This window comes from Streptomyces sp. NPDC048434 (genome assembly GCF_043200375.1).
Lineage (GTDB): Bacteria > Actinomycetota > Actinomycetes > Streptomycetales > Streptomycetaceae > Streptomyces.
On record NZ_JBICXQ010000036.1, the window covers coordinates 17,732 to 38,061 of the forward strand.

At 69.7% G+C, this 20,330-nt stretch carries 15 protein-coding genes; 12 read left to right on the plus strand and 3 right to left on the minus strand.

What is annotated here, in order from left to right:
- Positions 1-79: 79 nt before the first annotated feature.
- On the minus strand, positions 80-1,048 hold the full coding sequence (locus ACGFWI_RS33375; protein ID WP_393909796.1) for a hypothetical protein: 969 nt from the start codon (positions 1,046-1,048) through the stop codon (positions 80-82).
- A 150-nt stretch (positions 1,049-1,198) separates the two neighbouring features.
- Here ACGFWI_RS33375 and ACGFWI_RS33380 point away from each other — a divergent pair, with 150 nt between their 5' ends.
- A complete protein-coding gene (locus ACGFWI_RS33380; RefSeq protein WP_393909797.1) occupies positions 1,199-3,847 on the plus strand; it encodes a valine--tRNA ligase in 2,649 nt (882 codons plus the stop codon).
- Here the strand turns inward: ACGFWI_RS33380 and ACGFWI_RS33385 are convergent.
- Positions 3,813-5,027 (minus strand): hypothetical protein, encoded by a 1,215-nt coding sequence (locus tag ACGFWI_RS33385; RefSeq protein WP_393909798.1) that lies wholly within the window; start codon positions 5,025-5,027, stop codon positions 3,813-3,815. The genes ACGFWI_RS33380 and ACGFWI_RS33385 overlap by 35 nt on opposite strands.
- A 233-nt stretch (positions 5,028-5,260) precedes the next feature.
- Between ACGFWI_RS33385 and ACGFWI_RS33390 the strand changes: the two genes are divergently transcribed.
- From ACGFWI_RS33390 to ACGFWI_RS33430, 9 genes are all read left to right on the plus strand, one after another.
- Complete coding sequence (locus tag ACGFWI_RS33390; RefSeq protein WP_393909799.1) at positions 5,261-6,715, plus strand: peptidoglycan D,D-transpeptidase FtsI family protein; 1,455 nt, start codon at positions 5,261-5,263, stop codon at positions 6,713-6,715.
- Between the two features lie 132 nt (positions 6,716-6,847).
- Entirely contained in the window at positions 6,848-8,362 is a 1,515-nt protein-coding gene (locus ACGFWI_RS33395) for a bifunctional folylpolyglutamate synthase/dihydrofolate synthase (RefSeq protein WP_393909800.1), read from the plus strand.
- Position 8,363: 1 nt separating this feature from the next.
- Entirely contained in the window at positions 8,364-8,717 is a 354-nt protein-coding gene (locus ACGFWI_RS33400; protein WP_393909801.1) for a DUF4233 domain-containing protein, read from the plus strand.
- 137 nt (positions 8,718-8,854) lie between these two features.
- Entirely contained in the window at positions 8,855-9,268 is a 414-nt protein-coding gene (ndk, locus tag ACGFWI_RS33405; RefSeq protein WP_393909802.1) for a nucleoside-diphosphate kinase, read from the plus strand.
- Positions 9,269-9,562: 294 nt separating this feature from the next.
- A complete protein-coding gene (locus tag ACGFWI_RS33410) occupies positions 9,563-10,582 on the plus strand; it encodes a rod shape-determining protein (protein ID WP_003985182.1) in 1,020 nt (339 codons plus the stop codon).
- Between the two features lie 242 nt (positions 10,583-10,824).
- Positions 10,825-11,757, plus strand: coding sequence for a rod shape-determining protein MreC (gene mreC, locus ACGFWI_RS33415; RefSeq protein ID WP_393909803.1), 933 nt, complete (start codon positions 10,825-10,827; stop codon positions 11,755-11,757).
- Positions 11,758-11,760: 3 nt separating this feature from the next.
- Entirely contained in the window at positions 11,761-12,480 is a 720-nt protein-coding gene (gene mreD, locus ACGFWI_RS33420; protein ID WP_393909804.1) for a rod shape-determining protein MreD, read from the plus strand.
- 48 nt (positions 12,481-12,528) lie between these two features.
- The gene (gene mrdA / locus ACGFWI_RS33425) at positions 12,529-14,673 is read left to right on the plus strand and encodes a penicillin-binding protein 2 (protein WP_393909805.1); all 2,145 of its coding nucleotides are present in this window, start codon (positions 12,529-12,531) and stop codon (positions 14,671-14,673) included.
- 29 nt (positions 14,674-14,702) lie between these two features.
- Complete coding sequence (locus ACGFWI_RS33430; protein ID WP_393909850.1) at positions 14,703-15,884, plus strand: FtsW/RodA/SpoVE family cell cycle protein; 1,182 nt, start codon at positions 14,703-14,705, stop codon at positions 15,882-15,884.
- Between the two features lie 7 nt (positions 15,885-15,891).
- Here ACGFWI_RS33430 and ACGFWI_RS33435 read toward each other — a convergent pair whose 3' ends face one another.
- A complete protein-coding gene (locus ACGFWI_RS33435) occupies positions 15,892-16,338 on the minus strand; it encodes an ATP-binding protein (protein WP_393909806.1) in 447 nt (148 codons plus the stop codon).
- Between the two features lie 179 nt (positions 16,339-16,517).
- Between ACGFWI_RS33435 and ACGFWI_RS33440 the strand changes: the two genes are divergently transcribed.
- Both ACGFWI_RS33440 and ACGFWI_RS33445 read left to right on the plus strand, forming a co-directional pair.
- A complete protein-coding gene (locus ACGFWI_RS33440; protein WP_393909807.1) occupies positions 16,518-18,155 on the plus strand; it encodes a CHAD domain-containing protein in 1,638 nt (545 codons plus the stop codon).
- A 198-nt stretch (positions 18,156-18,353) separates the two neighbouring features.
- The gene (locus ACGFWI_RS33445) at positions 18,354-20,279 is read left to right on the plus strand and encodes a TIGR03960 family B12-binding radical SAM protein (protein WP_393909808.1); all 1,926 of its coding nucleotides are present in this window, start codon (positions 18,354-18,356) and stop codon (positions 20,277-20,279) included.
- Positions 20,280-20,330: the final 51 nt, after the last annotated feature.

Here is a 20,330-nt window from a genome sequence, read left to right on the forward strand (position 1 = left end):
TCTCCTCACCGCAAGCGAGAGGCGTCCGGCGAAGAAGGGATCCTCGCCGAACGCCTTGCACCGTGACGGGCCGGGAGCGCTACTTCTCCTTGCGGACCTCACTGCGGATCTTGGCGGTCTTCTCGGAGAGCTGCTCCGCGCTGGGCGTCGTCGCGGTGGTGCCACCGGTGGGGGACGGCGCGGCCGCTACCTGGACGATGCCGATGGCGCTGCTGTCACCCCAGACGCAGGTGGAGGCCGTGACGGGAACGCTCACGCCGCCCTGAGAGAGCGTGATCTTCTGGGTCCTGCACTTCATCACGGCGCCGTCGAAGCCGCTCGGCGAGTACTGGGTGGTCGGAGTGACGTCCTCGATCTTGGCGTCCCGGCCCGCGAAGGACTTCTTCTGTCCCTCGTCCACCTTGGCGAGCACCTGGCCCACGGTTCCTTCCGGGTCGGCGACGGTGCCGTACACGCCGCTGATCGTCAGCTGCAGCCCGCCGTCGCCCCTGTAGCCGGAGCTGACGCCCTTGGCGTTCGTGATGCCCAGCGCCTTGGCTTCCTTGTCGTTGGTGAAGTCCTCGGTACCCGAGTTGCCGGCTCGCTGAGTCTTCGTGAACTGCCCACTCAGCAGCTTTTTCGGCAACGAGATCGTGTACGGCTTCACCTCCCCGCCCCCCGACCCGAACGCGAAGTACGCCCCCAAGCCGATCGCCGCGACGACCGCGACCGCGCCGACGATCAGGCCGATCTTCTTGCCGTTGCCGCCGCCGGTCTCCGGGGGCCCCTGCGGGATCATGCCGTAGGGGGTCTGCTGGCCGCCGTACGGGGGCTGCTGGCCGTAGCCGGGCTGGCCGCCCTGCTGGGGGTAGCCGTAACCCTGCTGAGGGGCCTGCTGAGGGGCCTGCTGAGGGTAGCCGTAGCCCTGCTGCTGCCCGGGCACCTGGCCGCCCTGCTGCGGGTAGCCGTAACCCGGCTGCGGGGCCGGCGGCTGCTGCGGCTGGCCGTACGGGCCGGGCTGCTGGGGCTGCTGGCCGTACGGGCCGGGCGGCGGCTGGTTGAAGCTCATGGAACGGTTCCCCTCGTGACAACTGGAGCCAGTTGAGTTCTGCGTGATGTTTATGCGCTCCCGACATCCTGTACGACGCCGCTGACAGCCGTGGCCCCGGGGGCGAAACCGATTCGAAGCTGCTACATCCGCGCCCGTACACTGTCCGTCGTGACCGAGAACACTCAGCAGAGCAACCACAGCGCCCCCGAACTGCCGACTCAGTACACGCCGGCCGATGTAGAGGGGCCGCTGTACGAGCGCTGGGTAGAGCGGGGCTACTTCGAGGCGGACGAGAAGAGCGACAAGCCGCCGTACACCGTCGTCATTCCGCCGCCGAACGTCACCGGCTCCCTGCACCTGGGGCACGCCTTCGAGCACACGCTGATCGACGCCCTCACCCGCCGCAAGCGCATGCAGGGCTACGAGACGCTCTGGCAGCCCGGTATGGACCACGCCGGTATCGCCACCCAGAACGTCGTCGAGCGGGAGCTCGCCAAGGAGGGCGTCTCCCGGCACGACCTGGGCCGTGAGGCGTTCGTCGAGCGGGTCTGGCAGTGGAAGAACGAGTCCGGCGGACAGATCTCCGGCCAGATGCGGCGGCTCGGCGACGGCGTCGCCTGGTCGCGCGAGCGCTTCACCATGGACGAGGGCCTGTCCAAGTCCGTCCAGACGATCTTCAAGCGGCTCCACGACGACGAGTTGATCTACCGCGCCGAGCGGATCATCAACTGGTGCCCGCGCTGTCTGACCGCCATCTCGGACATCGAGGTGGAGTACCAGGACGACGACGGCGAGCTCGTCTCCATCCGGTACGGCGAGGGCGACACCGCCATCGTCGTCGCGACGACGCGGGCCGAGACGATGCTCGGGGACACCGCGGTCGCCGTCCACCCGGAGGACGAGCGCTACGCCCATCTCGTCGGTACCGAGATCGAGTTGCCGCTGACCGGCCGCCGGATCCCGGTCGTCGCCGACGAGCATGTCGACCCGGAGTTCGGCACGGGTGCTGTCAAGGTCACCCCGGCGCACGACCCCAACGACTTCGAGATCGGCCGCCGTCACGGGCTGCCCAACCTCGCCGTCCTCGACGAGCGCGGCGTGATCACGGCGCACGGCCCCTTCCAAGGCCTGGACCGCTTCGAGGCTCGTTCCGCGATCGTCGGCGCGCTGCGCGCCGAGGGCCGGATCGTCGCCGAGAAGCGCCCGTACCCGCACTCCGTCGGGCACTGCTCACGCTGCAAGACCACCATCGAGCCGCGGCTGTCGATGCAGTGGTGGGTCAAGGTCGGCCCGCTGGCGAAGGCCGCCGGTGACGCGGTCCGCGAGGGCAAGGTCAAGATCCACCCCAAGGAGATGGAGTCCCGCTACTTCGGCTGGGTCGACAACCTCCACGACTGGTGCATCTCGCGGCAGCTGTGGTGGGGCCACCGGATCCCCGTCTGGTACGGGCCGAACGGCGAGGTCGTCTGCGTCGGACCGGACGAGGAGGCGCCCACCGGGGAGGGCTGGACGCAGGACACCGACGTCCTGGACACCTGGTTCTCCTCCGGGCTGTGGCCGTTCTCCACGCTCGGCTGGCCCGAGCAGACCCCGAGCGTCGAGAAGTTCTATCCGAACTCCGTCCTGGTCACCGGCTACGACATCCTCTTCTTCTGGGTCGCCCGGATGATGATGTTCGGGCTGTACGCGATGGACGGCACCCCGCCGTTCCACACCATCGCGCTGCACGGCATGGTCCGCGACCAGTTCGGCAAGAAGATGTCCAAGTCCTTCGGGAACGCGGTCAATCCGCTGGACTGGATGGACGCCTACGGTTCGGACGCGGTCCGGTTCACGCTGGCACGCGGGGCGAACCCCGGTGTCGACGTCCCGATCGGCGAGGACTGGGTCCAGGGGTCCCGTAACTTCGCCAACAAGATCTGGAACGCCACCCGCTTCGCGCTGATGAACGGCGCGACGGTGGAGGGCGAACTGCCGCCCGTCGAGCAGCTGTCGGCGACCGACCGGTGGATCCTGTCCCGGCTGAACTCGGTCGTCGCCGAGGTCGATGCGTACTACGACGACTACCAGTTCGCGAAGCTGTCGGACACCCTCTTCCACTTCGCCTGGGACGAGGTCTTCGACTGGTACGTCGAGCTGTCCAAGACCACGTTCATGGCGGGCGGCCCGGCCGCCGATGCCTCGCGCCGGGTGCTGGGCGAGGTCCTGGACGTCACGCTGCGGCTGCTGCACCCGATCGTCCCGTTCGTCACCGAGACCCTGTGGACGACGCTGACCGGCGGTGAGTCGGTCGTGATCGCCGACTGGCCGAAGGCTGTGCTCGTCGCCGGGGCCGACGCCCCGGGCGGCTTCCGGGACGCGGCGGCCGAGCGGGAGATCGAGACCGTCCAGCAGGTCGTCACCGAGGTCCGCCGCTTCCGTTCCGACCAGGGGCTGCAGCCGGGCCAGAAGGTCCCGGCGCGGCTGGAGCTGGCCGGCACGGCACTGGCCGCGCACGAGGCCGCGATGCGCTCGCTGCTGCGACTGCAGCCGGCCGGTGAGGACTTCAGCGCCACCGCCTCGCTGCCGGTCGCGGGCGCGACGGTCGCCCTGGACCTGTCCGGCGTGATCGACGTCGAGGCCGAGCGCAAGCGGCTGACCAAGGACCTGGGCGCCGCCGAGAAGGAGAAGGCGCAGGCCACCGCCAAGCTCGGCAACGAGGCGTTCCTCGCCAAGGCGCCGGAGAAGGTCGTGGACAAGATCCGCGGCCGGCTGGAGGCCGCGGAGGCGGACATCGTCCGGATCACCGCGCAGCTGGCGGCCCTGCCCAAGGCGTAGGCGCGGCACCCGGCCCCGGGCCGGGACCCGGGCCGCCCAGGGGACCGTCGTGCGCAGGCCCCTCGTCCGTACGGGCGGGGGGCCTGCGGCGTCCCGGTCCCCGCCGCCCCCGTTCGCGTACCGGCCAGAGCAGGACATACGCCGTCGAGACGGCCACGAACGCCAGGCGGATCAGGCCCCGGGCGGCATCGTCGGGGACCGCGAAGACACTGCCGTAGAGGGTGAGCAGGGCCAGCCAGCTCCACCAGGGGACCAGTCGGCGCTGGCCGATGACGTCCCACAGCAGGGTGCCGAGCAGTACCGACGCGGTGTAGTACGTGTAGACGCTGGGGTCGAGGACGATGCGGGCATTGGCGCCCAGCAGGACGACTGCCGCCCAGCGGCCCCGCCAGACGGCGACCGAGCCCAGTGCCAGGCCGAGGGCGGCCTGGGCGGGGCGGTCCCAGCCGGGGGTCTCGGGGTCGCCGACGCCCAGCCAACGCAGCGCGGACGCCGGATGGTTGGGGATGGCGAACTTCGCCGCGGCGAACGACTGGGAGTCGCCGATGAAGAACGGCAGCCAGGCGACCGCGACCAGACCCGCGCACCACAGCCCGGCGCGCAGCCACTTCTCCCTCGGCAGGGCGAGCAGCAGGGGGAGGAAGGCCAGTGCGGTGGGCTTGGAATCCATCGCCAGGGCCAGGCAGGCGCCGGTGAGCGCGGCGTTGCCCCGGGTGAGGGCACGTACCACGAGGGCGGTGAAGAACAGCGCGAGGACGTCGTCGAGATGCCCGAAGCGGACCCCCACCTCGATCCACATGGGGATGAAGGCCAGCCCGGCGATCAGTACGCGCTGCCGCAGCCGCTGGTGGTTGGTGCCGGTGCCCAGGAAGTGGTGGGCGGCGCTGCGGCCCGCCAGCACCACGATGACCAGGCCGAGCAGCGACATCAGGGCCGCGGCCAGGAACTGCCCGGTGGCCTCGGGGAAGGGGTTGAACAGGCCGGCCGTCAGAAAGCTGAGCGGGCCCATCTGGAGCTCGGGGTGGTGCGCGTAGAGGTTGAGCCCGCCGGAGCCGTCGCCCGCGTCGCCCTGGTAGATCAGTTCGCCGCCGGTGCGCAGATAGTGCCAGGAGAAGCCGCCGTGCGGTTCGACGACGACGAACCACAGCACCGTCCAGGCGGTGAGCAGTATTAAGTGCATCCGCTGACTGATTGCCGGCACCCCTCTTCAGCTCCTGCCTTTCCGTGCGCTGCCTCGTGGTGATCACCGGGGAGGAATACAGCCCGCCGTGGAAGAGGGCGAAAGGCGGCGGAAAGTTGTCCCGGCCGGTGCATCCGGCCGTTCTCATTGCCCTCTCATGAAGCCGAGGCACGGTGGACCGGAATGCCGTAGTTCCGGCAGATCCGCACGTCCACCACGAGGAGCCGCGCCCCATGAACAAGCCCCTGCGCCGTGCCTCGATCTTCTGTCTGGCCCTCATCGTCGCGCTGATGGGCTGGGCCACCTGGCTTCAGGGCGCAAAGGCGAGTGACTTCAAGGAGGACCCGCACAATCCGCGGGTGACGATCGGCAAGTACGCGGCGCCGCTGGGCAACATCCTCGTCGGCGGGGAGCCGGTGACCGGCTCCGCCGCCACCTCCTCCACGCTCAAGTACAAGCGGACCTACCAGGACGGCAAGCTCTACGCCCCGGTCACCGGCTTCACCTCGCAGATCTACGGCCACAACCAGCTGGAGAGCCTCTACGGCGACCTCCTCGACGGCTCCGACAGCCGGCTGCAGAGCCCCACCGACGCGCTGACCCGCACCCGGGCCAAGGGCGGCGATGTGGCCACCACCGTCGACCCCGCGGTGCAGAAGGCCGGCTACCGGGCGCTGGACGGCAAGAAGGGCGCCGCCGTCGCCATGGACCCGGCCACGGGGCGGACCCTGGGCATGGTCAGCACCCCGTCGTACGACCCGGGGAAGTTCGCGGGGTCCGCCGGGGCCGACCAGAAGGCCTGGAAGAAGATGTCCGGCGACGCGGAACACCCCGAGGTCAACCGGGCGCTGCGGCAGCCGCTGCCGCCCGGCTCCACCTTCAAGCTGGTGGTCGCCGCGGCCGCGCTGGAGAACGGTCTGTACTCCTCGGTGGACGAGCCCACCGACAGCCCCGACCCGTACACCCTCCCGCACACCCACACCAAGCTCTCCAACGAGAACACCTCCGCGCCCTGCAAGAACGCGGACATCCGCACCGCGCTCCAGTACTCCTGCAACACCGTCTTCGCGAAGATGGCCGTCGACCTGGGCAAGGACAAGGTGAAGGCGCAGGCCGAGAAGTTCGGCTTCAACGACGACAAGATGGACACCCCGGTGCGGGCCGGCAAGAGCGTCTACCCCTCCGACATGGACGAGGCACAGACCGCGCTCTCCGGGATCGGCCAGTTCGACGACCAGGCGACCCCGCTGCAGATGGCGATGGTCTCCTCGGCCATCGCGAACGGCGGCGAGCTCAAGACCCCGCAGCTGGTCGACAAGCTGACCGACGGCGGCGGCAACACCGTCCAGGACTTCGGGCCGGCGACGTACGGCGACGGCAAGGCCATGTCGGCGGGTACGGCCCGGCAGCTGCGGTCGGCGATGCAGACGGTCGTGGACAAGGGCACCGGGTCCGGCGCGAAGATCGGCGGACTGACCGTCGGCGGCAAGACGGGCACCGCCCAGCACGGCGTCGACAACAGCGGTACGCCCTACGCCTGGTTCGTCTCGTACGCCGGGGACGGCAAGGGACACCAGGTGGCGGTGGCCGTGATGGTCGAGGACGGGCATGCCGCCCGCAACGAGGTCTCCGGCAACGGCCTGGCGGGCCCGATCGCGCGGGCCATGATGAAGGCGGCACTGACGTAGGCGAGGGGCGGCTCCGGCGTACGGGCGCGGTCGGGGAGCCGGTCGCGCCGGCCGGCCCCCGGCATACGGCGCGGTATCGGGGGAGGGCAGCGCAGCGCACCGCTGTCACACGTGCCTCGTAGACTGGTCGGTGTGAGCGAGCGCCCCCAGAACGACGACCCCGACCCGAACGAAGCCTTCGACGAACTGGTCGAGGCGGAGACCGACCGTGACCCGGATCTTGCGGTGATCGAGGCCGGCAGCCGGACCCTGCGCGCCCAGGCCGGGCCGCCGCAGGGGGACGGGATTCCCGCCCGGCCGGCCGACCCCGAGGTCGACCGTGCACTGCGCGCCGTCGAGGAGGAGCTGGCCGGCCGCTGGGGCGAGACCAAGCTCGACCCGTCGGTCCAGCGCATCGTGGCGCTGCTGGACATCCTGGGCGAACCACAGCGCGCCTACCCGTCCATCCACATCACGGGCACCAACGGCAAGACCAGCACCGCCCGCATGATCGAGTCCCTGCTGTCCGCCTTCGACCTGCGCACCGGCCGCTATACGAGCCCGCACGTCCAGTCGATCACCGAGCGGATCAGCCTGGACGCCGCCCCGATCTCCGCCGAGCAGTTCATCGAGACGTACCGGGACATCGCCCCGTATGTGGAGATGGTCGACTCCCAGCAGGAGTACCGCCTCTCGTTCTTCGAGGTGCTCACGGCGATGGCGTACGCCGCCTTCGCGGACAGCCCCGTGGACGTCGCGGTCGTCGAGGTCGGCATGGGCGGCACCTGGGACGCGACGAACGTCATCGACGGCGATGTCGCGGTGATCACCCCGATCGCGCTGGACCACACCGACCGGCTGGGGGAGACGCCCGAGCAGATCGCCGGTGAGAAGTCCGGGATCATCAAGAAGGACGCCACGGTCGTGCTGGCCCAGCAGCCGGTGGACGCGGCCTCGGTGATGCTCAAGCGCGCGGTCGAGGTGGATGCCACGGTCGCCCGTGAGGGCATGGAGTTCGGGGTGCTCACCCGCGAGGTCGCGGTCGGCGGACAGATGCTGACGCTGCGCGGACTGGGCGGCGAGTATCCCGAGATCTTCCTTCCGCTGTACGGCGCCCATCAGGCGCACAACGCCGCGGTGGCGCTCGCCGCGGTCGAGGCGTTCTTCGGTGTCGGCTCGGATCACGCCCGCACCCTGGACATCGACACCCTCCGCTCCGCGTTCGCCGCCGTCACCTCGCCCGGCCGGATGGAGGTCGTGCGGCGCAGCCCCACGGTCGTGCTGGACGCGGCACACAACCCGGCGGGTGCGCGGGCGGCGGCCGAGGCGGTCACCGAGGCGTTCGGGTTCAGCCGGCTGGTGGGCGTCGTCGGCGCCAGCGGGGACAAGGACGTACGGGGCTTCCTGGAGGCGTTCGAGCCGATCTTCGCCGAGGTCGTGGTGACACGTAATTCCAGCCATCGTGCGATGGATCCGGATGAGCTGGCGGCCATCGCCGTCGAGGTCTTCGGCGCCGAGCGGGTCCAGGTCGAGCCGCGGCTCGACGACGCCCTGGAGGCGGCGATCACCCTCGCCGAGGAAGAGGGCGAGTTCTCCGGAGCGGGCGTGCTGGTGACCGGCTCGGTGATCACGGTCGGCGAGGCCCGGCTGCTGATGGGGAGGAGCTGACATGCGGACACTGTGTGCCGGCACTCTGATAGGCGAATTCTTCGTGATCGGCTTCGCCGGTCTGGTCGCGATGCAGATGACCGCACTGCCGGCGGCCACGATCTGGACGGTCAGCGGCATCGCGATGCTGCTGACCATCCTGCTGTGCGGGATGCTGACCCGTCCGGGTGGTGTCCAGCTCGGCTGGGTGCTGCAGTTCGCCCTGATCGCCAGCGGTTTCGTGGTCCCGACGATGTTCTTCCTGGGTGTGGTCTTCGCGGCCCTGTGGTGGGCGTCGGTCCACTTCGGCCGCAAGATCGATGAGGCGAAGGCCCGTTGGGCGGCGCAGGCCGAGGCGTCGGGGGAGCCGGCCTAGCGGGCCGTCCCGGCCCGGCCGCGGGGAGGCCCTCAGGGGCCGTGCCGGAGGCCGGGGGCGGGGCCGGGCAGGCCCTGGTCACCCATGTAGCCTCAAGTTCACCCGCTGACCGTTGTTCATATCCAGGGAGTCCCTCCGTGAGCCAGCGCACCCTCGTCCTCCTCAAGCCTGACGCCGTCAAGCGCGGTCTGATCGGCGAGATCATCGGCCGTATCGAGAAGAAGGCCGGCTGGACGATCAGCGCGCTGGAGCTGCGCGGCCTGGACCGTGCGCTTCTTGAGCAGCACTACGCCGAGCATGTCGGCAAGCCGTTCTACGAGCCCCTGGTCGCTTTCATGTCCTCCGGACCGGTGGTCTCGATGGTCGTCGAGGGTGAGCGGGTGATCGAGGGCGTACGGATGCTCGCGGGTCCGACTGACCCGATTGCCGCGCCGAGTGGGTCCATTCGTGGGGACTTCGGAACGATCACCCGAGAGAATCTGATCCATGCATCGGATTCCGAAGAGTCCGCCGAGCGCGAGATCAAGATTTTCTTCCCCGGGATTTCCTGACGGATCGTCAGCTGCATAACCCCCGTGACCAGGGGCGACCGACAAAATCATCGGTCGCCCTTTGGTGTATACGACACGATCGGGGGAACGCATCACCGCGACACGACGTCACCATTAAGGGGGGCGGGTGCGTGTACGGCTGACAATGGCGGAACAGCCTCCCGACGTGTTCGAGTGGGCGCACTACGAACTACGATGGAGACTTCCGCGCCGCACAGCGCATCACCTCCTGCCGACCTCCAGTAAGCATTCGCTCCAGTTGGGAAGGCCAGACGTATCCTCATGGGGAACAACATGTCGTTCATCGGCCGTGACATGGCTGTCGACCTCGGGACCGCCAACACGCTGGTGTACGTCAGGGGCCGCGGCATCGTCCTCAACGAGCCGTCGGTCGTGGCCATCAACACCAACACCGGCGGCATCCTCGCGGTAGGTGCTGAGGCGAAGAAGATGATCGGGCGCACGCCCGGCAACATCGTCGCCGTACGGCCCCTGAAAGACGGCGTGATCGCCGATTTCGAGATCACCGAGCGGATGCTCCGCTACTTCATTCTCAAGATCCACAAGCGGCGCTATCTGGCCCGCCCGCGGGTCGTCGTGTGTGTCCCCTCCGGCATCACCGGAGTCGAGCGCCGCGCGGTCATCGAGGCCTCGACCCAGGCCGGCGCGCGCCAGGTCCACATCATCGAGGAACCGATGGCCGCCGCGATTGGGTCCGGCCTGCCGGTCCACGAGGCCACCGGCAACATGGTCGTGGACATCGGCGGCGGTACGACCGAGGTCGCGGTCATCTCGCTCGGCGGCATCGTCACCGCGCAGTCCATCCGGGTGGCCGGCGATGAACTCGACAACGCGATCATCCAGCACATCAAGAAGGAGTACAGCCTTCTGCTGGGCGAGCGCACCGCCGAGAGCATCAAGATCACCATCGGTTCGGCGTACGACCTCGAACAGGACGAGCACACCGAGATCCGCGGCCGTGACCTGGTCTCCGGCCTGCCGAAGACCGTCGTCATCTCGGCCGCCGAGGTCCGCAAGGCCATCGAGGAGCCGGTCAACTCCATCGTCGACGCGGTCAAGACGACGCTCGACAAGTGCCCGCCGGAGCTGTCCGGTGACGTCATGGACCGCGGCATCGTGCTCACCGGAGGCGGCGCCCTGCTCCGCGGCCTCGACGAGCGGCTGCGCCGCGAGACCGGTATGCCCATCCACATCGCCGAGGACCCGCTCGACTCCGTCGCGCTCGGTTCCGGCAAGTGCGTCGAGGAGTTCGAGGCGCTCCAGCAGGTTCTCGACTCCCAGCCGCGCAGGTAGCACGGCCCGGGTCCCGATCCGCGCCGCGGCCGTCGAGCGGCGTCCGCGGCGGTCGGGACCCCTGCGACCGCGGCCGGTCCGTCCGGCGGATCGCTGATATACAGGCACAACATCCCGACAGACACGGTGCGCTGACGCTTCACCTCGGCACCGTCATATCAAGGCACAACGCTCAACTCCCGAACGAGACCGGCGGGGCCCGCAGCCGGCCGGTCCTACGAGGAAGGACACGGCCGCCGCACGTGAGGGACACACGAGAGAGCCGGCTGCTGCTGGTGCTGCTGGTCGCGATCGCGTTCGCGCTGATCACGGTCGATATCCGCGGCGGCGAACAGTCCCCGCTCGATGGTGCCCGGCAAGCCGCCGCCTCCGCCTTCGGCCCGGTCGAAAGCGGCGTCGCCCGCGTCGTCAGCCCGGTCGGCAACGCCGTCGGTGCCGTGCGGGACTCCGGCAGACGGCACGACCGGATCAGCAAGCTGGAGCACGACAACGAGGCGCTGAAGGCCAAGCTCGGCTCCTCCGACCGGAACCGCAGCCGCGCCGCCCAGCTCGACAAGATCCTCAAGACCGCGGGCACCGGCCAGTACGGCATCAAGGGCGCCCAGGTCATCGCCATCGGCTCGGCCCAGGGCTTCTCCTGGACCGTCACCATCGACGCCGGCCGCCGTGACGGCATCGCCCGCGACATGACCGTGCTCAACGGCGACGGTCTGGTCGGCCGGGTCACCACCGTCGGAGCCGACACCTCCACCGTCCTGCTGGCCGCCGACCCCGACTTCACCGTCGGCACCCGCATGGAGAAGACCAACGAGATCGGCTTCGCCAACGGGCAGGGCGTCGGCTCGCTGCGCGTCCAGCTCCTCAACGGCAAGGCCAACATCAAGCGGGGCGACCGCCTGGTCACCTTCGGCTCCAGCAAGGACAAGCCGTTCGTGCCCGGCGTGCCCGTCGGCAAGGTCGTCAAGGTCGAGCCGTCCAACGGCGATCTGACCCGCGCCCTCCAGGTCCGGCCCTATGTCGCCTTCTCCCAGCTCGACATCGTCGGCGTAGTCGTCGCACCGCCCCGCCAGGATCCGCGTGACACCGTCCTGCCGCCGGCGCCCGCGAAGCCGAAGCCGACGCCGACGGTCACCGTCACGGCCACCCCCTCCGCGAGCGCTTCTCCCAGGAGCTGACCGATGCGCATCAACCGGATCCTGCTCGCGGCCCCGCTGGTGGTCGTCGCCCTCGTCATCCAGGTCACCATGCTGGCCAGACTCCAACTTCCCGGTGCCGTACCGGACCTGCTGCTGCTCGTCGTGGTCGGTCTGGCGTTGGTCTACGGCCATGTCGGTGGTGCGCTGGTCGGGTTCTTCGCCGGGCTGCTGGCCGACCTCGCTCCGCCCTCCGACCACGCCATCGGCCGCTATGCGCTGGTGCTCTGCGTCATCGGCTATGCCGCGGGCCTGACCAAGCCGGACTCGGGCCGGCACCGCTCGGCGACGCTGCCGCTGATCGTCGTCCTCGGTGCCGCCGTCGGCTCGACGCTGATGTACGCCGGCGTCGGCGCGCTGGTCGGTGACACCGCCGCCCGCCACGTCGGCATCGTCGGACTGCTGCTCAGCGCCACCCTCTACGACCTGCTGCTGGCCCCCTTCACCGTTCCTCTGGTGATGGCACTGGCACGGAGAACGGAGCACGATCCGCTGGCCGGCGAGGGCTCCGGCAGCCCGAGCGGTGTGGCCGGCGGCCGGGATTCCGGGTACGGCTGGCTCACCACCGGTACGGGACTCAAGGCCAGCCGCGGCGCCATGAAATCCCTGCGCACGGGGACGGGCATCGGCAGCCAGCGCGGCAGTCTGCTCGGCAAGTCGGCCCGCGACAAGGTGGGCCGCATCAAGGGGGTCAAGCGACTGTGACGCCCTTCCTTTTCCCGACCACCACCTCTCGTGGAGGCGCCGCGCGCCATGAGTAATCTCCCGGAAACCCGGACCTCCCGGGTCAGCGTCCGGCTCATCGCGATCCAGATCCTGGTCTTCTCCCTGCTGCTCACCCTCGGCGGCCGGCTCTGGTATCTGCAGATCCGCAACGGCCAGGAGTACGCCACGGAGGCGAAGAACAACCACGTCCAGCAGGTCATCGAGCCCGCCACCCGCGGCTCCATCCTCGATGCGCGCGGGGTGCCGCTGGCCGACAACCAGACCCGTCTGGTCGTCTCCGCGAGCCGTACCGAGCTGCTGAAGATGAAGGACGACGGCAAGGCCGTGCTCGGCCGGCTGGCCAACGTGCTCGGCCTGTCCGAGAAGGAGATCCGCAACAAGGTCCGGCTGTGTGACTCCAAGACCCCGCAGCCCTGCTGGAACGGTTCGCCGTACCAGCCGATCCCGATCACCGACGAGGCCACCACCCAGCAGGCCCTCCAGATCCGCGAGCGCTCCGAGGACTTCCCCGGCATCAGCGCCGAGCCCACCGCCGTCCGCCGCTACGCCGCTCCCGGCAACGCCAACACCGCCCAGGTGCTCGGCTACCTCTCGCCGGTGACCGACGGGGAGATCAACAAGGCCAAGAACACCAGCTCGCCGTTCCTGCGCTCCGACCAGATCGGCCGGTCCGGTCTGGAGCGTACGTACGACAGCTCGCTGCGCGGCAAGGCAGCCGTCACCCGCTATGAGGTCGACAACCTGGGCCGGGTCATCGGCCAGGCCAACAGCGAGAAGGGCCAGGGCGGTTCGAGCGTCGTCACCAGCATCGACGCGAGGGTGCAGGCCATAGCGGAGAAGCAGCTCGAACAGGCCATGAAGGACGCCCGCAAGGTGCACGACAAGAACACCGGCACCAACTACAAGGCCGACTCGGGCGCCGTCGTCGTGATGGAGGCCAAGACCGGCCGGGTGGTGGCCATGGCCTCCAACCCCAACTACGACCCCAATGCCTGGGTCGGCGGCATCTCCGGCAAGGACTACGCCCACCTCACCGGCAAGGGCTCCAACTATCCGCTGCTGAACCGCGCCATCCAGGGACAGGCCGCCCCCGGCTCGATCTTCAAGGTCATCTCGACCACGGCCGCGATCAACGCGGGCTATGACTTCAACGGCCACTACCCCTGCACCAGCTCGTACAGCATCGGCGGCCAGGTCTTCAAGAACTTCGAGGGGGAGGGCCACGGCGACATCAGCCTGGGCCGGGCGCTGGAGGTCTCCTGCGACACCGTCTTCTACCGGCTCTCGCACGAGGAGTGGAAGAAGGACGGCGGGGACAAGCCCAAGAAGGACCCCAACGACTGGTTCTACCGGACCGCCCACCAGTTCGGTCTCGGCAAGGAGACCGGCATCGACCTTCCCAACGAGGTCACCGGCCGGGTCCCCGACCGCAAGTGGAAGAACGCCTTCTGGAAGGCCAACAAGGCCGGCTGGTGCAAGCAGGCCAAGGCCTGGCCCAAGAAGAAGGACTTCGGTACCAAGCTCGCCCGTGAGGGCTGCCTCGAAGGCATGAAGCTGCACGCCTACGACTCCATCAACTACGCCATCGGACAGGGCGACACCCTCGTCACACCGATCCAGATGGCGTCCATCTACGGCGCGATCAGCAACGGCGGCACGCTCTACAACCCGACCGTCGGCAAGGCCATCGTCAGCCCCGACGGCAAGAGGGTGCAGCGGATCGAGCCCAAGTCGCACGGCAAGCTGCCCGACTCCCCCAAGACGCTCCGGCAGATCGATTCCGCGCTGGCGGGTGTGGCCACCCGCGGTACCGCCGCATGGCGCTTCCAGGGCTGGCCGCAGGACAAGATCCCGATGCACGCCAAGACCGGTACCGCCGAGGTCTACGGGAAGCAGACCACCTCGTGGTTCGCGACGTACACCAAGGACTACACGATCGTCATGACGATCGCCCAGGGTGGTACCGGCTCCGGTGCCTCCGGTCCGGCCGTACGCAACATCTACAACGCCCTGTACGGAGTCGACGAGAAGGGAGGGATCAACCCGAAGGCCGCCCTGTTGCCGAAGCCCCAGGGCTCGCTCCCCAAGATCGAGGGTGACGGGAGCATCCAGGCTCAGCCCATCAAGCCGTATGTCCTGCCGTCGCCGTCCGCATCGGAGAGCCCACAGTGACGACCAGCCATACCTCCCGGGCGTTCTCGATCCGGCGCTACACCCCCGAGCTCGGTACCTGGGGCAAGCTGACGGCGCGCGATTCGGTGCTGCGCAAGCTGGACTGGATGCTGCTGCTGTCCTGTCTGGTGCTGTCGCTGATGGGTTCGATTCTGGTCTTCTCCGCCACCCGCAACCGCACCGAGCTCAACCACGGTGACGAGTACTACTACTTCCTGCACCATCTGCTCAATCTCGGCATCGGCCTGACGCTGGCCGCCGGCACGATCTGGCTCGGGCACCGCACGCTCCGCGGTGCGGTCCCGATCCTGTACGCCCTCTCGGTCGTGCTGGCGCTGCTGGTGCTGACGCCGCTGGGCGCCACCATCAACGGCTCGCGTTCCTGGCTGGCGATCCCCGGCGGCTTCTCGCTCCAGCCCGCCGAGTTCGCGAAGATCACCATCACGCTCGGCATGGCGATGATCCTGGCGTCCCGGGTCGACGCGGGGGACCGCCCGCACCCCGGTCACCGCACCGTCGTCCAGGCCCTCGGTCTGGCCGCCGTTCCCGTCGGCGTGATCATGCTGATGCCCGACCTCGGCTCGGTCATGGTGCTCGGCGCCGTCATCCTGGGCGTACTGCTCTCCTCCGGTGCCTCCAACCGCTGGATCCTCGGGCTGGCCGGCACCGGCGTCGTGGGCTGTGTCGCCATCTGGCAGCTCGGTCTGCTGGACGCCTACCAGATCGCCCGGTTCGCCGCGTTCGCCAACCCGAGCCTCGACCCGGCCGGTGTCGGCTACAACACCAACCAGGCCCGGATCGCGATCGGCGGCGGCGGACTGACCGGCTCCGGCCTCTTCCACGGCAGCCAGACCACCGGCCAGTTCGTCCCCGAACAGCAAACGGACTTCATCTTCACCGTCGCCGGTGAGGAGCTCGGCTTCCTGGGCGCGGGCCTGATCATCGTGCTGCTCGGTGTGGTCCTGTGGCGCGCCTGCCGGATCGCACGCGAGTCCACCGAGCTCTACGGCACGATCGTCGCCGCCGGCATCATCGCGTGGTTCGCCTTCCAGGCCTTCGAGAACGTCGGTATGACCCTCGGCATCATGCCTGTCACCGGCCTCCCCCTGCCGTTCGTCTCCTACGGCGGCACTTCCATGTTCGCGGTCTGGATCGCGATCGGGCTGCTCCAGTCGATCCGCGTACAGCGCCCCCTGTCGGCCTCGCGCTGACGCCGCGTCACTGCCCCAGGCGCAGCTCGAACCACAGCGAGGTGGACCTGGGCAGGCCCGTGAACGGCGCCGTGCCCCAGTCGTCGGCGAGGCGGTCGGCCAGCAGCAGCCCGTAATCGTCCGGCTGCTCGCCGGCCGCCGGTGCCGGCGACGGAATCCGGGCCTGCGCCTCGTCGTGCACGCTGATCCGCAGTCCGTGTCCCGCGGTCAGCATCCGCAGCAGGATGTCCGCGGACCCTGGCGTGTGCAGATGGGCGCGGGTCACCGCCTCCGAGGTGAGCAGCACGGCGGTGTCGAGGAGCGGGGCGAGCGCTGTGCGGCGGAGCACGGCGCGGACGAAATCGCGGGCGGCCTTCGGGGCGACGGGTGTGCTCGGTGCGGTCAGGACGTACGGGCGGGCGCCTGACGAGACGCGGATGGGTGTCCGGGCGACGGGTGCGGTTGGGGGGTGCACGGGTGTCTCCCTCCCCGAAGGGGTCGAGCGAGCGCCGGTTGCACTCTGCGTATTTACTTCGTCACACACGGTAAGTCATGTTGCATGGCGCGTGCTACCACTGCTCCGGATCCCGCCTCGCGGCGGCTCTCCGGGGCGGGCGGGTGGCCCCGGCCGGGGTGCGTGGCTAGCCTCGATGCATGGCGGACACCGTGCGGGAGATCGAACGGAAGTACGAGGTCGGCGACGACACGCAGCTGCCCGACCTGACCGGTGTCGGCCGGGTCGTCACCGTGGTGGAGGCGGGTGTCGAGGATCTTGACGCCCTCTATTACGACACTCCTGACCAGCGCCTCGCCGCCGACCGCATCACGCTGCGCAGGCGCACCGGCGGCAAGGATGCGGGCTGGCATCTGAAGCTGCCGGTCGCGCCGGGTGTACGCGACGAAGTGCGGGCGCCGCTGTCCGACAGGCCGCCCCGGGAGCTGATCGCGCTCGTCCGGTCACGCGTGCTGGACCAGGAGCTGGTCCCCCTCGTACGGCTGCGGACGCGGCGTACGGTCCGGGTGCTGCAGGACTCCGCGGGCGCACCGCTCGTGGAGCTGGCGGTGGACGAGGTGCACGCGCAGCGGACGGGGGAGGCCGCGGAGGCCGGAGCGGGGCCGAGCGAGGCCCGCTGGCGCGAGATCGAGGCGGAGCTGGTCGGGGGCGACGACACCGCACTGCTGGACGAGATCGGCCGGGCACTGGTCGCGGCAGGGGCGCACCCCGCCTCGTCGGAGTCGAAGCTGGCGCGGGCGCTGGCCGAGACGGGCCTGGCGCGCGACCGGCCCGCACCCCCCGGCGCGGGACAGGGCGAGCGGCGCCCCCGAGGCTCCGGCGAGCACGGGGGCAAGGGGAAGCGCGGGGGCAAGGGCAAGGGCAAGGGCAAAGGGGCCGGGAAGAAGAAGGGGCCCACCGCCGGAGACGTGGTGCTCCGCTATGTCCGTGAGCAGGTGCGGGTGATCATCGAGCTGGATCCGGCGGTACGGCGGGATCTGCCCGACTCGGTGCACCAGATGCGGGTCGCCACCCGCCGGCTGCGCAGCGCCTTCCGCTCGTACACAAAGGTGCTCGACCGCGGCGTCACCCTGCCCATCGGCCTGGAACTCAAGTGGCTGGCGGCGGAGTTGGGGGTGGACCGGGACCGCGAGGTGCTGACCGCGCGGCTGTATGACGCGCTGGCCGAGGTGCCCCGGACGCTGCGGCTGGGCCCGGTGGCCGCCCGGCTGCGCATCTGGTCCGAGCGCCGCCGGACCGGCTCGCGGCGGGAGGTGCTCTCCGTATTGGACGGCCCCCGCTATCTGGCGCTGCTGAAGACCCTGCACGGTCTCCTGGAGGCGCCGCCACTGCTCCCGGCCGCCGGCCGGCCGGCCCCCGACGTGATGGCCAAGGCCGTGCTGAAGGACTACCGGCGGCTGGCCCGCCGTGTGGAGGCCGCGCTGGCGGCACCGGCCGGGCGGGAGCGGGACGAGGCGCTGCACGGCGCCCGCAAGGCCGCCAAGCGGACGCGGTACGCGGCGGAGGCCGCCCGTCCGGCGCTCGGCAGGCCGGCGAAGAAGTTCGCCAAGCGGATCAAGCGGGTCCAGCAGCTGCTGGGCGACCACCAGGACAGCGTGGTGGCGCGCGGCGCGCTGCGCGAACTGGCCGTCCAGGCACACAAGGCCGGTGAGGGCGGCTTCACCTTCGGTCTGCTCCACGGGCGCGAGGAGGCCCGTGCGGCCGACCGGGAACGGGAACTGCCGGGCCTGTGGAAGAAGATCTCGCGGCGCAAGCACCTGGCCGCGCTCCGACCGTGACCGGCCGTACGGGCCGCCGGTCGTCCCGGCCGGTGCACCGCGGCCCGGCAGACGCGGCGGTGATCCGCCCCGGGGCGCGTGCGCAGTGCCCCGGCCCTCGTACACCCCGCCGCCGCGGAGTATCCGGTCACCGTCCGAGGGGGTGGCTCCGAGCGGTTACGCTTGAGAGTCGCCCCCGCCAGCTCACGAAGGTTCGAGATGTCTGCCGAGTCGGTCTTCCCGCAGCTCGAGGCCCTGCTCCCGCATGTGCAGAAGCCCATTCAGTACGTCGGCGGTGAGCTGAACTCCACCGTCAAGGACTGGGATTCCTGTGACGTGCGGTGGTCGCTCATGTACCCGGACGCCTACGAGGTCGGTCTGCCCAACCAGGGCGTCATGATCCTCTACGAGGTCCTCAACGAACGCGAGGGCGTGCTGGCCGAGCGCACGTACAGCGTGTGGCCCGACCTCGAAGCGCTGATGCGTGAGCACCACGTCCCGCAGTTCACGGTCGACGCGCACCGCCCCGTCGGCGCCTTCGACGTGCTCGGTGTCTCCTTCTCGACCGAGCTGGGGTACACCAACCTCCTCACCGCCCTGGACCTCGCCGGTATCCCGATGGAGTCCAAGGACCGCACGGAGGACCACCCGCTCATCCTCGCGGGCGGCCACGCGGCCTTCAACCCCGAGCCGATCGCGGACTTCCTGGACTGTGCGGTCGTGGGCGACGGCGAGCAGGCGGTGCTGGAGATCACCGAGATCATCCGCGCCTGGAAGGCCGAGGACCGGCCCGGTGGGCGCGATGAGCTGCTGCTCCGCCTGGCGAAGACCGGCAGCGTGTACGTCCCCAAGTTCTACGACGTGGAGTATCTGGCCGACGGCCGGATCTCCCGCGTCGTGCCGAACCGCTCCGGCGTCCCGTGGCGGGTGTCCAAGCACACCGTCATGGACCTGGACGAATGGCCCTACCCCAAGCAGCCGCTCGTTCCCCTGGCCGAGACCGTCCATGAGCGGATGTCGGTCGAGATCTTCCGCGGCTGCACCCGCGGCTGCCGTTTCTGCCAGGCCGGCATGATCACGCGCCCCGTACGGGAGCGAAGCATCACCGGCATCGGCGACATGGTGGACAAGGGGCTGAAGGCCACGGGATTCGAGGAGGTCGGCCTGCTGTCGTTGTCCTCCGCTGACCACACCGAGATCGGCGACCTCGCGAAGGGGCTCGCCGACCGGTACGAGGAAGACAAGATCGGTCTGTCGCTGCCGTCGACCCGTGTCGACGCCTTCAACGTCGACCTTGCCAACGAGCTGACGCGCAACGGCCGTCGCTCCGGTCTGACCTTTGCGCCCGAGGGCGGCTCGGAGCGGATGCGCAAGGTCATCAACAAGATGGTCTCCGAAGAGGACTTGATCAGGACCGTCTCCACGGCCTACGGCAACGGCTGGCGGCAGGTGAAGCTCTACTTCATGTGCGGTCTGCCGACCGAGACCGATGAGGACGTGCTCCAGATCGGCGACATGGCGGTCAAGGTCATCGCCGAGGGCCGCAAGGTCTCCGGGCAGAACGACATCCGCTGCACGGTCTCCATCGGCGGCTTCGTCCCCAAGCCGCACACCCCGTTCCAGTGGGCGCCGCAGTTGTCGGCGGAGGAGACGGACGCCCGTCTCGAAAAGCTCCGGGACAAGATCCGCGGCGACAAGAAGTACGGCCGCTCCATCGGCTTCCGCTACCACGACGGCAAGCCCGGCATCGTCGAGGGCCTGCTCTCGCGCGGTGACCGCCGCATCGGCTCGGTCATCCGCGCCGTCTTCGAGGGCGGCGGCCGCTTCGACGGCTGGCGCGAGCACTTCTCCTACGACCGCTGGATGAAGGCCGCCGAGGAGACGCTGCCCGCCTTCGGCGTGGACGTCGCCTGGTACACCACCCGTGAGCGGGAGTACGAGGAGGTCCTGCCCTGGGACCACCTGGACTCCGGTCTCGACAAGGACTGGCTCTGGGAGGACTGGCAGGACTCGCTCGACGAGACCGAGGTCGAGGACTGCCGCTGGACCCCGTGCTTCGACTGCGGCGTCTGCCCGCAGATGGACACCGAGATCCAGATCGGCCCGACCGGCAAGAAGCTGCTGCCGCTGACCGTCGTCAAGTAGCGCCTCCCGCACGCCTCTTCGGCCCGGCTCCGCACCCGCGGTGGCCGGGCC

Coding starts and splice junctions, on each gene's coding strand:
- ACGFWI_RS33375 (WP_393909796.1), bottom strand. CDS start 1,048: ATGAGCTTCAACCAGCCGCCGCCCGGCCCGTACGGCCAGCAGCCCCAG.
- ACGFWI_RS33385 (WP_393909798.1), bottom strand. CDS start 5,027: ATGCACTTAATACTGCTCACCGCCTGGACGGTGCTGTGGTTCGTCGTC.
- ACGFWI_RS33390 (WP_393909799.1), top strand. CDS start 5,261: ATGAACAAGCCCCTGCGCCGTGCCTCGATCTTCTGTCTGGCCCTCATC.
- ACGFWI_RS33400 (WP_393909801.1), top strand. CDS start 8,364: ATGCGGACACTGTGTGCCGGCACTCTGATAGGCGAATTCTTCGTGATC.
- ACGFWI_RS33410 (WP_003985182.1), top strand. CDS start 9,563: ATGTCGTTCATCGGCCGTGACATGGCTGTCGACCTCGGGACCGCCAAC.
- mreD (WP_393909804.1), top strand. CDS start 11,761: ATGCGCATCAACCGGATCCTGCTCGCGGCCCCGCTGGTGGTCGTCGCC.
- mrdA (WP_393909805.1), top strand. CDS start 12,529: ATGAGTAATCTCCCGGAAACCCGGACCTCCCGGGTCAGCGTCCGGCTC.
- ACGFWI_RS33440 (WP_393909807.1), top strand. CDS start 16,518: ATGGCGGACACCGTGCGGGAGATCGAACGGAAGTACGAGGTCGGCGAC.
- ACGFWI_RS33445 (WP_393909808.1), top strand. CDS start 18,354: ATGTCTGCCGAGTCGGTCTTCCCGCAGCTCGAGGCCCTGCTCCCGCAT.